Here is a 15,178-nt window from a genome sequence, read left to right on the forward strand (position 1 = left end):
GCAGCAATGCCGCGCGGCGCCTTGCGGTTTGCGTCACGCTGTTATGCTTCCGTAAACGCCCTGCTTGGTGTACCCCCGCCAGGACTCGAACCTGGATCTACGGCTTAGGAGGCCGTAGCTCTATCCTGTTGAGCTACAGGGGCCCTTCGTCACGGGCGCGGTCGCGCACGAGCGGCGGGAAGATACGGCGCCCCCGCTCTGCCCGACCGTTCCCACTCAGGCATCTTCGTCCAAGGCGTTGTCGGTGTAGGACGCGCCGTTGTCTGAGAGCCGGCCGTCTTCGAGCGTGAGCACGCGGTCAGCGAGCGCGGCCAGCGCGGGGTTATGCGTCACGATTACGAACGCCTGCCCCTGCTCGCGGCTCAGGGCCCGCAGTTCGTTGTGGAGCGCGTCGGCGGTCTTGGTGTCGAGGTTGCCCGTCGGCTCGTCGGCGAGGACGAGGCCGGGCTGGTTCATGAGCGCACGAGCAATGGCCACGCGCTGCCGCTCCCCCCCGGACAACTGCGCAGGGCGATGATCCGTACGGTCGGCGAGCCCCATCGACGCGAGCAGTGACCCAGCCCGCTCGTGGGCCTGCGCCGCCGATGTGCGCTGGATGAGCGCGGGCATCGCCACGTTTTCCAGCGCCGAGAACTCGGGCAGCAGGTGGTGGAACTGGAAGACGAAGCCGATCTCGCGCCCGCGGAAGCTGGCGAGCGCCTCGTCGTCGTAGGCGAACACGTCGGTCTCGCGGCCCGTGCGGTCCGTGTAGCTCACGCGCCCGCTCGTCGGCCGGTCGAGCGCGCCGAGGAGGTGCAGCAGCGTGCTCTTGCCGGTCCCGCTCTCGCCCACGATCGCGACGAACTCGCCCCGCCGCACGTCGAGGTCCACGCCGTCGAGCACCGTCAGCGGGCCCTTAGCAGTCGGATACGACTTGGTGAGGCCGCGCGCTCTCAGCAGCGTCTTGGGTCCAAGGTCAGGCGTCGAGGCTTCCCCCTCGCCCACCTCCTCGTCAGGCTGGGCTGCGTCGTCCACGTTCATACGTTCACACCGTCACACGTGCACACCGCCGCTACCCGTCCTGCCGCTCGATGTTGTACTTCGCGAGCTTGTTGTAGAGGTGCGAGCGCTGGATGCCGATGCTCTCAGCCGTGCGCGAGATGTTCCAGCCGAACTGCTCCAGCTTACGCTCGATGAAGAGCTTCTCGGCCATGTCGCGGAACTCCGAGAACTGGTCGTATTGGTCAAGCAGGCCCGCCATCGGGTCGCCGCCGGAGCCGCCGGGGTTGACGAAGCGGTCCACGTCGGCGACGCCAATCGCGCTGCCCTCGGACAGGATGAGCAGGCGCTCGACGACGTTGCGCAGTTCGCGGACGTTGCCGCGCCAGTCGAGCGTGCGGAGGCGGTCGAGGGCGTCGCGGCTGAAGGAGCGGCCCATCATGCCGTTCTGGAGCGCCACCCGGCGGAGGATGTGCTCGGCGATGGCGGGGATGTCGCCCCGGCGCTCGCGCAGCGGCGGCACGTGGATCAGGATGACCGAGAGGCGATGGTAGAGGTCTTCGCGGAACTGCTGCCCGTCGATGGCTTCGAGGAGGTTCTTGTTCGTGGCTGCCACCACCCGGACGTTGACCGGGATCATGCGGTCGCCGCCGACGCGGGTGATGCGGCTCTCCTGGAGCGCGCGCAGCACCTTGGCCTGCGCGTCGAGCGACATGTCGCCGATCTCGTCGAGGAAGAGCGTCCCGCCGTCGGCTTGCTCGAATTTGCCAACGCGCTGCTTTGTCGCGCCAGTGAAGGCCCCTTTCTCGTGGCCGAAGAGCTCGCTCTCGATGAGTTCGCTCGGAATGGCGGCGCAGTTGACCTCCACGAGCGGCCCCTCGCTGCGGGCCGACTGGTGGTGGATCCAGCGTGCGACGAGCTCTTTTCCTGTGCCAGCCTCGCCCGTGATCAGCACGCGGGCCTCGGTCGGCGCGACCCGCTCGATCGTGCCGGTGATGTGCAGGATGGCCTGGCTCTCGCCGATGATGGGCGTGAGTTCGTCGTGGGAGACGTCGGCGACGGCCTGGCGCAGGCGCTTGTTCTCGGTTTCGAGCTGGCTCTTTTCGAGCGCGCTGCGGACCGTGACCAGGAGGCGATTGAGGTCCGGCGGCTTCTCGATGAAGTCGACCGCGCCGAGCCGGGTCGCCTCCACAGCGGTCTCGACGGTACCGTGCCCCGAGATCATCACAACCGGGAGGCCGAGGTCAGTGCTGCTGAGCGTTTCGAGCACCTCCATGCCGTCGCGCTTCGGCATCTTGATGTCGAGCAGCATCAGGTCGTGCTCACCCGTCTTCGCCAGCTTGAGCGCCTCGGCGCCGTCGGCCGCCTCCTCGATGTCGTAGCCCTCGTATTCGAGGATGTCGCGCAGCGTGCGGCGGATCGGCGCTTCGTCGTCGGCGATGAGAATCTTGGCCATGAGACGGGGAAACGGGGCGAGGAGACGGCGAGAGCAAGAGCGCGCCGGTTCGCCGTGGCTCCGGCTCCCCGGCTCATGGTAGTAGCGCAGCAAGCGCTAGCGCATCGAGGCGAGGCGAGCGCGGTAGAAGCCGAGGTTGGCGGCGGCGGGCGAGTCCTCGTACAGCGTTTCGATGGCGTCGTACGCACTCGCGGCCGCGTCGAGGTCGCCGAGTGCCTCGTAGTTGCGCGCAGCAGCGAGAAGGTAGTCCGGGGCGGACACGCCCTCGTAAGCCTCGGCGGCACGGCGGTAGAGGCGGGCCGCCTGCTCGGTATCGCCCTGCTGCTCATAGATGGCGGCTTCGCCTGCGAGCGCACTCGCGCCAATGATGTCGTCGTCGGCGTCGAAGCGCCCAAAGTAGTCGAGGGCCTCGTCGTAGCGCTCCAGCTGCATGAGCGCGTCGGCGGCGTAGAACGTGGCGAGGTTGCCCGTCGGCGTCGCGCCGTAGTCCTCGGCGATGGCGAGCAGGCCCGGCTCTTCGAGGGTGCCTTCAATCGCCTCGGCGTACTCGCCCGCCTCGTAGGCCGTCAGCGCGCTGCCGAGGAGCTTCGCAGCCTCCTGGTCCTGGCTGCCACGCCAGGCGGCGTAGGCGAACGAGGCCAGCCCGATCACCACCACGGCGATGCCGAGGCCGAGGATGAGGTTCTTGTACTGGTCCCAGAAACTCCACGACGTCGCGTAGGCCGACGTCAACGCGTCCCCTTGGGGCTCCGTGCGGGAGGTGGTCGCCGACTTCGGCGGCTTGAGCATGCTCATGGTTTCGGGTGGCAACAGATCCGAGGTGGGGCGTCCGCGCAGCACCGTGCGCGCGAGGTGGGCCGACCGAGCCTCTTCTTTGAAAAGCGGATAGCTGACAAAGGTACGTTGTCGCCAAGGTGCCCACCATCGTAGACAATTGAAATGCGCGTGGATCGTTGGTGCCTACGCCTGATTCGCTGCGTCTTCATGGCACTGGAAGCGCTTCGCTCGCCACTTCGCCTGCAATTCATTCCGGAATGTCGAGGGGACCGGATAGGTTAGATTCCACCACCATTTCGGTCCCCCCGTCCTCTCATCGACTGCCTCACTCCTATGGCTATCCGACTCGGCATCAACGGCTTCGGGCGCATCGGGCGCCTCGTCTTTCGCAGCATCCTGGAGCGCCAGGACGATGCCTTCGACATCGTCGCGGTGAACGACCTCACCGACGCCGGCACGCTCGCCCACCTCTTCAAGTACGACTCCGTTCACGGCCGCTACCCCGGCCAGGTGAGCACCTGGGGCGACGACCATCTCCAGATCGACGGCGACCGCTTCAAGGTCTTCTCCGAGCGCAACCCCGCCGACCTCCCCTGGGGCGACCTCGGCTGCGACGTCGTGATCGAGTCGACGGGCATCTTCCGCACCCGCGACAAGGCAGCCCTGCACCTCGAAGCCGGCGCCAAGAAGGTCGTCATCTCCGCCCCCGCCTCGGGCAAGATCGACGCGACCGTCGTGCTCGGCGTCAACGACGACGTGCTCACCGCCGACATGGAGGTGATCTCGAACGCCTCGTGCACCACCAACTGCCTCGCCCCGATGGCGAAGGTGCTCGACGACGCCTTCGGCTTGGAGAAGGGCTTCATGACGACGGTCCACGCCTACACGTCGGACCAGCGCATCCAGGACGCGCCGCACAAGGACCTCCGCCGCGCTCGCGCCGCCGCGCTCTCGATCATCCCGACGACGACCGGCGCTGCGAAGGCCGTCGGGCTCGTGCTTCCGCAGCTGCAGGGCAAGCTCGACGGCTTCGCTCTCCGCGTCCCGACGCCGGACGGCTCGCTGACCGACCTCACCGCCGTCCTCAAGACAGAAGCCACCGTCGAGGATGTCAACGCCGCGCTGAAGGCAGCAGCGGACGGCCCGCTCAACGGCATCATGGAGTACAGCGAGGAGCCGCTCGTCTCCATCGACATCGTCCACAACCCGCACTCGTGCATCGTGGACAGCCTCTCGACGCAGGCGGATGGGACCCTCATCAAGGTCGTCGGCTGGTACGACAACGAGTGGGGCTATTCCAACCGCACCGTGGATGTCGCCAAGAAGTTCGCGGAGCTCAGCGGCCTCGCGTAACCCTCGCTGCGCTCGGTATGGACGTGTGGAGGTGCCCACGTGTGCAGGTGACCCTTCGTCGCCGCCACGCCCACCTTCACACGTTCACACGTTCACACCCCCAGACCTATGAAGCTCGCCCTCTCCGACCTCGACTTCGCGGGCAAGCGCGTGCTCGTCCGCGTGGACTTCAACGTCCCGCTCAACGATCACGGGCAGGTGGCCGACGACACCCGCGTGCGGGCGGCCCTCCCGACGCTCCGCACGCTCCTCGACGCCGGAGCTACGCCCGTGCTGATGAGCCACCTCGGGCGCCCAAAGGGCGAGCCGGACCCCGCCTACAGCCTCCAGGCCGTCGGCGCTCACCTCGACGAGTTGCTAATGGGCATTCGTGTGATCTTCTGCACGAGCACCGTCGGCGCTGAGGCCGAGGCGTGCGTGGCAGGTGCTCGGGACGGCAGCATCGTGCTGCTCGAAAATACCCGCTTCCTCGCGGGCGAGAAGAAGAACGACAGCGCCCTCGCCGCGCAACTGGCGAAGCTCGGCGACGAGTACGTCAACGACGCCTTTGGCTCGGCACACCGCGCGCATGCGTCCACGACGGGCGTCGCCGAGGCGATGGAAGCCAAGGGTGGGCACGCTGCAATGGGGCTGCTTCTCGCCAAAGAGGTCGAGTTCCTCTCCGAAGCGCTCGCTGAGCCAGGCCGCCCCTTCGTGGGCATCATCGGCGGCGCGAAGGTGTCGGACAAGATTGGTGTGATCGAGGCGCTGGTCGAGAAGGTCGACACGCTGCTCATCGGCGGCGCGATGGCCTACACGTTCCTCCGCGCCCAGGGCCACACGACAGGCACCTCGCTCGTGGAGGAAGACTGGGTGGAGCGGGCCAAGGCACTTCTCGACGCGCACGGCGACACGCTACTCATCCCGACCGACCACGTCATCGCCGACGGCTTCTCCAACGACGCCGCGCACGAGACGGTCATGGGCAACATCCCCGACGGCTGGATGGGCCTCGACATTGGCCCGAAGACGGTGCAGCGCTACGAGGGCGTCCTCGCCGAGGCCAAGACGGTCATCTGGAACGGCCCGATGGGCGTCTTCGAGATGAGCAACTACGCCGCAGGCACGCTCGCCGTCGCGAAAGCACTCGCCCAGGCCACGAACCGGCGCGGCGCGCTCACGGTCGTCGGCGGCGGCGACTCCGTGGCGGCCATCTCGCAAGCCAACCTCGACGACGACGTGAGCCACGTCTCCACCGGCGGCGGCGCGATGCTGGAACTGCTCGAAGGCAAGACGCTCCCCGGCATCGCCGCGCTCACGGAGAAGGTGTAGCGTTGCGGCGTACGCCCGCACCAAATGTTCACCGGCTGGGATTCTGCCACGCGTTGACAGCCCCCGCTTCGGCTTCGTATGTTGGGTGCCCTTCGCGGGAATAGCTCAGTTGGTAGAGCATCTGCTTGCCATGCAGAAGGTCGCCGGTTCGAGTCCGGTTTCCCGCTCACTGAAACGCCCCGACTCCCATCCGAGTCGGGGCGTTTTGCGTTGGTCTCGACAACGGAGCTATCGCGTGCCCCCCATTGCCATGCCGGCGGGCGCGGCGAGGTGTTCGGCGATGTAGTCGGTCATGAGCGTGAAGTAGTGGACGGCCTGGCCGTAGAGCGCGCCGTGCGCCTGACCGGGGTAGAGCATGAAATCGAACTGCTTGCCCGCGTCCTGCAGCGCCTCCACCATCACGATCGTGTTCTGGACGTGCACGTTGTCGTCGTAGTCGCCGTGGACGATGAGGAGGTCTTGGCGGTCGTCGTCGAGGTTGGCGGCATACGTGACGGGCGAGCCCTCGGTGTAGCCCGCGTCGTTCTTCTGCGGCGTGGACATGTAGCGCTCGGTGTAGATCGTGTCGTAGTAGCGCCAATCCGTCACGGGCGCACCGGCGATGCCGACCTCGAAGGTCTGCGGGCCGTCGCCCATCAGCATCGCGTTGAGCGCGAGGAAGCCGCCGTAGCTCCAGCCCCAGATGCCGGTCCGCTCCGCGTCGATGTAGGGCAGCGCTGAGAGGTGCTGCGCCGCGGCGATCTGGTCCTCGGCTTCGAGCACGCCGAGGCGCTTGTAGGTGACACTTTTGAACGCCTTGCCCTTGCCGCCTGTCCCTCGGTTGTCGACGCCCACGACGATGATGTCGAGGTCGTCGACGAGCATCTGGTGCCAGACGCGCTCGACGCCGCCCCACGAGTCGCGCACCTCCTGCGCACCGGGCCCGCCGTAGATGTGGAAGAGCAGCGGGTAGGCCTGCGTCGAGTCGAAGTCGGACGGCTTGATCATGTAGGCTTCGAGCAGCGTGCCGTCCGCGGCCGGTACCTGCATGAACTCCATCGCCGGAAGGTTGTAGCCCGCGACACGCTCGGCGAGGCCCGCGTTGTCCACGAGAGTCGCGAGGCGCTCGCCCGGCTCGGCATTGTCCCCATCTGAACGTTCAGGGCTGAGCGCGTGGAGTGTCACCTGCGAGGGCGTCGTGGCATCGCTCCAGGTGTCGAGGTAGTAGCGCAGGTCGCTCGACGGGTTGAGCGAGTGCCAGCCAGGGCGCTGCGTGATCTTGGTGACCGCACCTGCCTCGTCCGTTCCTGGCAGGCTGATGGCGTAGAGATGGCGCTCGCGCGGGCTGTCCTTGGTACCGGTGACGTACACGAGCCCGGCGTCCTCGTCGAGACCGTTGAAGGACGTCACGTCCCAGGCGCCATCGGTGATCTGGTCGAGGAGCGTGCCGTCGCGCTCGTAGAGGTAGAGGTGGTTGAAGCCGCTGCGGTCAGAGCGCCAGACGAAGCGCTCGCCGCCGTCGAGGTAGGTGATCTTGGCGAGGTCGAGGTCGGAGAAGCCGGTTTCCACGTCGAGCCAGGTCGCGGACTGCTCTTCGAGGACCGTCGTGAGCGCCCCCGTCTCAGGGTCGCCGTAGAGCAGGTCGAGGTCGTTCTGGTCGCGGTTGAGGCGCACCATCCAGACTTGGCTCGCCCCGTCGGCGCCGGGTGGCGTCCAGTCCATGAGCGCGAGGTACTCCGTCGCCTCGCCGCCCTCGAACCACGTGTCGGTGTCGAAAAACATCGTGCGGTCTGGGTCGCCTGCGCCGTCCTGCGTGTCGATCACGCCGATGCGGACCTCGCTGTTGACCTCGCCCGCCTTCGGGTAGCGGAACGTGTAGGTCGTCGGGTAAAACGCGCGATTGTCGACCATCGTGAAGGGCCGCGTCGCCGACTCGTCGAGTTGGAAGAAGGCGAGATAGCGGCCATCGGGCGACCAGCGGAAGCCGTCGCGAAGGCCGAACTCCTCTTCGTAGACCCAGTCGAACGTGCCGTTGATGACGCCGCCGTCGGCCCCGTCGTCGGTGAGCGGCGTCTCCGACATGGTCGCGAGATCGACGTGGAAGAGGTTGCGGTCGCGCACGAAGGCGACGGCGCTCCCGTCGGGGCTGAGCTTGGCGAACATCTGGAAGCCCGCGTCGCGGTTCGCGACCGGAGAGAGGGCGCCGGACTCCACGTCGAGCAAGTAGTAAAAGCCCTTCGTGTTGAGGCGCCACACGCGCTCGGAGTCGGTGTAGAGCAGCAGCGTCGACTTGTCAGCGCTGTAGGCATAGTCTTCGATCCGAATCAACCCATCGCCGTCGGGCTTCTGCAACGTGCTGCCGTCCACGATGATGGTGCGCTCGCCGGTCGCGAGGTCGTAGCGCATCAGATGCGTCGCTCCAGCGGCGCGGTCGTTCTCGATGTAGGTCAGCACCGGACCTTCCTCGGCCCAGCGGCCGCCCTGGAAGCGGTCGCCGAAGAACGTCGGCGTCGTGAAGAGTGTCTCGACGGAGAGTGGCGGCAGGTCGGCGTCGCGCGCAGGCTGCGCCCAGGTGGGCAGGGCGAGCAACAACAGGGCGAGGGACAGGGCAGAAGAACGCATGGGGCTCAGAAAGATGGGAAGCATGAGGCCAGGGAAGGTACTGTCGCCCCTTTTCGGCGTGGGGACGGCCTGCGTGTTCGGGCCGCGAGCCAGTATGCGCCGACCCGGCCGAGGTGCCCCGTGCAGGATCGTTACGGCCTCGCCCATTCGATCCTAGGCATAAGACACCGGATCCGGGTAGATCGGGTGGCTGCAGCGCAACCGCCCCTCGTCAACCATCACCTCACTGACCGCTGGTCCCATGCCTCTCCCCATACGGCTCCTCACAGGTCTGCTCTTCTCTCTCGCACTTCTCTTCCCAAGCGCTGCAGCCCAGCTTGTCTCCTCCCCCTCCTCGATCGAACGCACGCTGTCCGCGGGTGAGAGCGCCACGGCTACGCTGACGCTCTCGAACCCGACGGCAGACGTGGCACGCTTCGGCGTCGTCATCGCAGACTCGGCACTCGTCCCGCTGACGGGCAACCCGGCAGGCGATGTCCGTGACGCACGCGACCCGCGCATGGCTCCGTTTTCCTTCTACGCAGGGGCGACCGAAGCGGCATTCTCGTCGCGTCGCGCCCTCAACCGGATCCTGGTTGACGGACCTGCCCTCATGAGACGCTCTGCTGGCGCTGGTGCGCCGAGTGCGGCCCTCCGCGGGAGCGCGTCCTCGTCCGACTCGCTGTTTTATGACAACGGTGACGACTACCCGGACGCCTTCTTCGGCACCGGCGAGGTCGACGAGCGCCTCTTCGTCGCGCAGCGGTTCACACCCGACGCCCCGTTCACGTTGGACGGCGCGCGCCTCGCCCTGACCACTGGTCTCTTCGACCACGAGGGCGAAGGCGGGGCCAGCGACCTGTCCATCACCGTGGAGGTCTACGAAGCGCCCGACCCGGAAGACCCGCGCGCGGGCGCGCTCCTCGGCACGATCTCCACCGGCTTCAACGCGGGCTTCGACGGCTTCGCTGAAGTACCGTTCAACCAGAACTTCTCGTTCGCGACGGGCGAGAGCTTCTTCCTCATCGTGTCGCTCGTGGGCACACCGTTTCCCATCGGCGTCGACTTGAGCGGTACGAATGACGCGCCAGGGCGCAGCCTCTACAGCCGCACGGGTGAAACGGGCTCGTGGACCCTTGTGGAGGCCGCCACGGGTGAGCTCGCCAGCCCGTTTGTGATCCGTGCCCTCAACGGGTCGAGCACGCGCAGCGGCTGGCTCTCAGCGACGCCTGGGTCCGGCGAGATCCCGCCGGGGGCCTCGATCGACCTCGCGCTCACCATTGACACGGCACGCCTCAATGCTGGCACCTTCAGCAAAGTCGTGCAGGTTTTTGACTCGGTCACAGGCGTAGTGCTGACCGTCCCGGTCACGCTCACCGTCGACGGCGCGGGGACCCCCACGCTGACCACCTCCGCAGTGAGCTTCGTCGATGAGTTGGTCGGCACGATCTCCGGTCGCACGATCTTCCTCGTCAACGAAGGAACGGCTCCAGTTACGGTGACGGGCATCACCAGCTTCGACCCGGCGCTGTTTCTGCGCGGTCTGGAGGCGGGTGCCGTGATCGAGCCGCGCAACGAGACGGCCTTCGCCGTAACGTTCGCGCCCGGGCAGCCAGGCCGGTTCGATGGCTCCATCGTGATCAGCACCGACGCGGGCGATCTCGCGGTTGACGTGCAAGCCAGCGCTGTTTCGCCTCCCGCCGTGGACGTATCGCCGCGCGACCTCGCAACGACGCTCGCCCCGGGCGACACAGTGACGTTGCCGCTCACGATCTCGAACAGCGGAGGCGGTAGGCTGCTCTACAGCGCCGCGCTCGAAAACCCGGACGGATCGGCTGCCGGCCTCGTGCAGGACTCGATCTTCTACGACACGGGCGACAGCTATCCCGACGCCCTGCTCGGCACGGGCGACGCGGAGGAGCCGCTCTCCGTTGCGCAGCGGTTCACCGCCGATCGCCCCTTCTCGCTCAACGCCGTGCGCCTATTCGCGTCCACGTTCAACATCGAGCATGACCCCGACGCGCCGGAGCCTGACTCGTCGTTCTCGCCGCTCGCGCTGACCGTCGAGGTCTACGACGTGGCCGACGCCGCCGACCCCACGGGCGGCACGCTGCGCGCTGCGGTGCGGACGATCCTCACCGAGCCCATCGCCGACTTTGTCACGGTGGCCATGGAGGGCAGCCTCGACCTGAGCGCCGGGGACGAGGTGTTCATCACCGCCCGCTACGACGGCGTGGCGTTTCCCGTCGGCCTCGACGACATGGGCACCAGCTCGGCGGACGGGCGCGGCTTTCTCAGCCGCTCTGGGGCCTCTGGTGACTGGCAGCCCTTCCCCGACTACTTCGACGTTGGCTCGCCCTCCGTCCCGCTGCTGCGCGCCCTCAGCCTCGACGCGAGCGGCCTCGTGGTCACCGCGGACCCGACGAGCGGGATCATCCCGCCCGGCGCCAGCGCCACCGTCAACGTCCGGGTGGACGCCGCGAGTGCCGAACGCGGGGTCTACAGCCGCACGCTTGTCCTGCGCACCAACGACCCGGCCCAGCCGAACGTGCGCGTCCCCGTGCAAATCACCGTCGAGGGCTCGAACGTGACGCCGCTTGCTGAAGGCTGGAACCTCGTCTCGTGGAACGTCGCCCTCGACGACATGCGGGTTGAATCGGCCCTCGCCTCCGTGTGGGACGATGTCGAGATGGTTCGCGCCTACCGCGGCGGTGCGTGGTTGGATCACATGCCTGGCGCCGAATCCAACGCCCTGACGCACATGAACGAGGGCGAGGCGATCTGGGTGAAGCTCAGCGCGCCTGCGCGGCTTACCATGGACGGTGCGCCGATGTCGATGGAAGCCATGGACCTCGCGGCGGGCCTCAACGCCGTGGCCTACCTCCCCGAGACGCGTGACATGGCCGCGAACGCCTTTGCCAGCATCCTCGATGCCACCGAGGGCATCCAGAGCTTCCACAGCACGGGCGTGGCCTACGCGCCAGGCGTACCGGAGGCCTACCAGACGCTCGGCACCGTCCGACCCGGCATGGGCTACCAGGTTCGCACCACCGCGCCTGTACGCCTCGACTACCCCCTCACCGCTGCCCCGCTGACCTTCGAGGGCGTCCCGACCGAGGCACTCGTCGCGGCCGAACGCGAAGCTGGCGTCACGCCGACCCCCTCGTGGGTCAGCGTCTGGGGCGAGGCTATCGCTGGCTTAGACGCGGGCACGCTCGTCACGGCGGTTGATCCCGACGGGGTCGTCAGCGGTGCCTTCACCGTGCAAGCTGATGGCGCCCTCGGCCTGATGGCGATCTACGCCGACGACCCCGCCACGCGCGAGGACGAAGGAGCCCAGCCCGGCGACGCGATCACGCTCCGCACGGCCTCTGGCATCCTTACCGATGCGCTCGTGTGGACCGAAGCCGGTGCCGTGATCGAGGTCCAGAGCACCGCCGTGTCAAACGAGGGCGAGGGCAGCCGCCCCACTGCGTTTGCCCTACGTGGGGCCTACCCGAACCCCTTCACGTCGTCGACCACCATTGCCTTCGACTTGCCAGCGGCCTCTGATGTGACGCTGGAGGTCTACGACGCCACGGGCCGCCGCGTGGCGACCCTCACAGATGCGTCGCTCCCGGCAGGCACACACTCGATGCGCTGGGATGCGGCGTCTGCGGCAAGCGGGGTCTACTTCGTAGCCCTCCGCACCGACGACGCCCGGGCAACGCGCACCGTCGTGCTGGCCCGCTGAGTCCGCTCAGCCATGCTGCATGCGCACGGCTCCGGTTGGTGATTCCTGCCGAAGTCTACGACCGAGACCGGGGAATGACGAGCTTGCGATAGCTTACCGACGTTCCCCGGTCTTCATTTTACCCTGTGCCCATGTTGCGTGCGCTGCTGATCGCCCTCTCCTTCGCCGTTGCCCCCGTCGCCTCAGCCCTCAGCGAAGCCACGCCGCCTGACTCGCTGGCGCACGCTGCCGACACGGCGTCCCTGGACTCCATCATCGCGGCGCTGTACGACGTCATCTCTGGACCGGCCGGTGAAGAGCGCGACTGGGACCGGATGCGTGCCCTCTTCCTTCCCGAAGCCCAACTCATTCCCACAGCCCACCGGCCCGACGGGTCCTACGTCCACCGTGTCATGAGCGTCGATGGCTACATCGAGAACTCCGGCCCTTGGATGCTAGAGAACGGCTTCTTCGAGGTGGAGGTCGCCCGGCAGACCGAGCAGTTCGGCGCAACGACCCACGTGTGGAGCACCTATGAGGGACGAATGACGCCGGAGGGCGAGGTTGTCCTGCGCGGCGTCAACTCGATCCAGGCGCTCTGGGACGGCACGCGCTGGTGGATCGTGAACGTGTTCTGGTCGCCCGAGCATCCCGGCAACGAGCTCCCCGCCGCGTACCTGCCCAGCGACAGATAGCGTCAGCCGCTGATCTCCGCGAACAGGTCCTCGAAGGCCTGCGTCAGCTTGTGGCGCGGCGCGAAGTGAACCAGCGGGGTCGCCGCCTCGTGGCTCTCGCGCATCTTGACCGAAGCCGGAAGGAGCGTGTCGAGGAGCGGCAGGTTCTCGCTGCGGAGCTCGCCCACTACACGCTGCGGCAGGTTCGCGTTCGACTGGTACTGGTTGACCACGATGCCTTCCACTTGCAGCGTTTCGTTGTGGTCGGCGCGCACCTCGGCGACCCGGTCGAGCAGTTGGTAGAGCGCCTGCCGCGAGAAGTCGTCGCAGTCGAACGGAATCAGGACGGCGTCGGCGGCGATGAGCGCGGAGAGCGAGTAGAAGTTGAACGCGGGCGCCGTGTCGATGAAGACCTCGTCGAACTCGTCGGCGACGGCATCGAGGGCGTCCCGCAGCTTGAAGATCTTGTAGCGCTGTTCCAGCTTGCCTTGAATCTCACCCAAGTCCGGCGACGATGGGAGCACGCGCAAGTAGGCAAACGGCGTCGCGCTGGCAAACGCGTCGAGGCCCTCGTTCTGGAGTCGGAACGCAAGGAACTGCTCGAAGAAGTCGGCAGCAGTGTGGGGCGGCTGGGCGCCTGCGCCGAGGAGATACTGGCTCGCGTTGCCCTGCGGGTCGAGGTCGATCACGAGGGTGCGGCGGCCAGACGAGGCGGCCAGCGCCGCGAGGTTCACGGCGATGCTGGATTTCCCAACCCCGCCCTTCTGGTTGAAGACGACGCGACGCATACCCTATTTGACTGATTGTTGTGACAAAGAAAGTTTACACGAGTGTCCCCCAATAGGGACGACGCTCAAGCTGAGACACGGCTGCAGACGGATGGCACCGTGCAGATGCCTCAAATATCGCTGACATACCGTGCGGAAGATGCGGCATCCATGCGGTATCCAGAGGGGATAACCCCGGCGGGCCACCGATCCAGTCATTATTTCCAGTTTGGGGGTACCACGCTTTGTCCTTTGGCGCGGTCTTCTCTATTCTCATCGTGCTTGCCGACCCTACCACCGGGCCTGCTCACCCGCCCCTCTCGTGTGTCCTTCTCTGTTCTATGCGCGTTGCCGTGCTCGTGCTGAACGCGCTCCTTCTGAGCGCGTGCGGCTATGCTGACTCCTCCTCCACGTCCGTTACCATCGCGGCTGTCACCGTCGAGACGATTCCAGAAGCTCGTGCCAACGGCACGCCGTGGGATCCGACCAGCGCGCCAGACCTCTACATCGAGATGCAAGATGCGCTCGGCAAGGTATACCTGAGCACGTCTATTGCCGACGCGGCAAGCTTTCCGCTAGCTGCGTCTAGCCCTCCCATCGAAGTCTCGAATATTGAGCGGGACTATTTCTTCTTTGCCGTCGAGCAAGACGACGACCGTCCGGCGCGCGAGTGGGACTGGATCGGAGCAACGGGCTCGTTCTCCTTCGCCGACCTCGTCGAGGAGCGCCCCACTTCGCTCCGCCTCACCAACGAGGACGAGGCGTTTTGCCTGGAACTGGCCCTGGAGTGGGAATAGCGCCTCCAAGATTGCAGGTGTTTCTAGAACCTCGTCGTTCCTTGTTGAGACGGCGTCTGTGGCCTTCGATGTAGTACGTCGGCATGCGCCAATTACATTTCCGCTGGCTAACTTAGAAAGCTATCCATTCTGCTGGGCTAAAGAAGGGGGCACATTAACTGCCTAGGTGGCGCGCTGATACCTGTTGCAGCACCAAACCCTGCAACTTTTGCCCACAGGCCCATGCGTCCCCTCGCCACCCTTTTCCTATTCGCAAGCATAGCCTTGTCCGGCTGTGACTTTGTCTCATCCGGCTCCGACAACGACAGCGTCACCGTCACCGGCATCACCTTCGACCAGTTGCCCCTGGCTCGGGGCAACGGCAACACCTGGGACGAGGACAGTGCCCCCGACGTCTACCTGGAAATCCAAGACGCACTGGGACGGGTGTACGTAGACAGCACCGAGCCCGTCGAGATCGACCAGCTCGGCATCCGTGTTCCGGTGCAGGGCGACATCAGCAACTTGGACCGGGAGTACTTCATTTTCGTGGTGGACCAAGACGACGACGGGCGCGACGAGAACATGGGCAAGATCGCCCGCATCTCCTTCGCCGACGCCGTGAGCTCCCGGGCCTCGCGGGTCACCTTCGAGAACGAGACCGCTACGCTCAAGCTCACCCTCGACCTGCAGTACGACGACGCTCAGGACGCCGAGTAGACCCCCACACACATCGTAGCAGGGCCGCCCTTTTCGGAGAGGGCGGCCCCGTTGACTTTGGACGAGGCCGACGG

General features: G+C 66.6%; 11 protein-coding genes and 2 tRNA genes. 7 read left to right on the plus strand and 6 right to left on the minus strand.

Features of this window, described 5'->3' with window-relative positions; translation table 11 throughout:
• Positions 1–70: 70 nt before the first annotated feature.
• The 4 genes from AAFU51_11130 to AAFU51_11145 form a co-directional block, all read right to left on the minus strand.
• Positions 71–143: transfer RNA gene (locus tag AAFU51_11130), tRNA-Arg, on the minus strand.
• A gap of 73 nt (positions 144–216) precedes the next feature.
• On the minus strand, positions 217–939 hold the full coding sequence (locus tag AAFU51_11135) for an ABC transporter ATP-binding protein (protein ID MEO1571812.1): 723 nt from the start codon (positions 937–939) through the stop codon (positions 217–219).
• A gap of 112 nt (positions 940–1,051) precedes the next feature.
• Positions 1,052–2,434: a sigma-54 dependent transcriptional regulator gene (locus AAFU51_11140; GenBank protein ID MEO1571813.1), complete on the minus strand. Its 1,383-nt coding sequence runs from the start codon at positions 2,432–2,434 to the stop codon at positions 1,052–1,054.
• 96 nt (positions 2,435–2,530) lie between these two features.
• Positions 2,531–3,223 (minus strand): tetratricopeptide repeat protein, encoded by a 693-nt coding sequence (locus AAFU51_11145; GenBank protein MEO1571814.1) that lies wholly within the window; start codon positions 3,221–3,223, stop codon positions 2,531–2,533.
• A gap of 321 nt (positions 3,224–3,544) precedes the next feature.
• On the opposite strand from AAFU51_11145, the gene gap reads away from it, so the two are divergent.
• The 3 genes from gap to AAFU51_11160 all read left to right on the plus strand — a co-directional run bounded on the left by gap (position 3,545) and on the right by AAFU51_11160 (position 6,042).
• Positions 3,545–4,564 (plus strand): type I glyceraldehyde-3-phosphate dehydrogenase, encoded by a 1,020-nt coding sequence (gene gap, locus AAFU51_11150; GenBank protein MEO1571815.1) that lies wholly within the window; start codon positions 3,545–3,547, stop codon positions 4,562–4,564.
• 108 nt (positions 4,565–4,672) lie between these two features.
• A complete protein-coding gene (locus tag AAFU51_11155) occupies positions 4,673–5,875 on the plus strand; it encodes a phosphoglycerate kinase (GenBank protein ID MEO1571816.1) in 1,203 nt (400 codons plus the stop codon).
• Positions 5,876–5,969: 94 nt separating this feature from the next.
• Positions 5,970–6,042: transfer RNA gene (locus AAFU51_11160), tRNA-Gly, on the plus strand.
• Between the two features lie 61 nt (positions 6,043–6,103).
• On the opposite strand, the gene AAFU51_11165 is transcribed toward AAFU51_11160, so the two are convergent.
• Positions 6,104–8,476 (minus strand): S9 family peptidase, encoded by a 2,373-nt coding sequence (locus AAFU51_11165; GenBank protein MEO1571817.1) that lies wholly within the window; start codon positions 8,474–8,476, stop codon positions 6,104–6,106.
• Between the two features lie 241 nt (positions 8,477–8,717).
• On the opposite strand from AAFU51_11165, the gene AAFU51_11170 reads away from it, so the two are divergent.
• On the plus strand, positions 8,718–12,188 hold the full coding sequence (locus AAFU51_11170) for a T9SS type A sorting domain-containing protein (GenBank protein ID MEO1571818.1): 3,471 nt from the start codon (positions 8,718–8,720) through the stop codon (positions 12,186–12,188).
• A 131-nt stretch (positions 12,189–12,319) separates the two neighbouring features.
• The gene (locus AAFU51_11175) at positions 12,320–12,862 is read left to right on the plus strand and encodes a hypothetical protein (GenBank protein MEO1571819.1); all 543 of its coding nucleotides are present in this window, start codon (positions 12,320–12,322) and stop codon (positions 12,860–12,862) included.
• 2 nt (positions 12,863–12,864) lie between these two features.
• Here AAFU51_11175 and AAFU51_11180 read toward each other — a convergent pair whose 3' ends face one another.
• The gene (locus AAFU51_11180; GenBank protein ID MEO1571820.1) at positions 12,865–13,629 is read right to left on the minus strand and encodes a ParA family protein; all 765 of its coding nucleotides are present in this window, start codon (positions 13,627–13,629) and stop codon (positions 12,865–12,867) included.
• A 320-nt stretch (positions 13,630–13,949) separates the two neighbouring features.
• Between AAFU51_11180 and AAFU51_11185 the strand changes: the two genes are divergently transcribed.
• A complete protein-coding gene (locus AAFU51_11185) occupies positions 13,950–14,405 on the plus strand; it encodes a hypothetical protein (protein MEO1571821.1) in 456 nt (151 codons plus the stop codon).
• A 222-nt stretch (positions 14,406–14,627) separates the two neighbouring features.
• Positions 14,628–15,104, plus strand: coding sequence for a hypothetical protein (locus AAFU51_11190; GenBank protein MEO1571822.1), 477 nt, complete (start codon positions 14,628–14,630; stop codon positions 15,102–15,104).
• Positions 15,105–15,178: the final 74 nt, after the last annotated feature.

Source organism: Bacteroidota bacterium (assembly GCA_039821555.1).
Lineage (GTDB): Bacteria > Bacteroidota > Rhodothermia > Rhodothermales > Rubricoccaceae > JBCBEX01.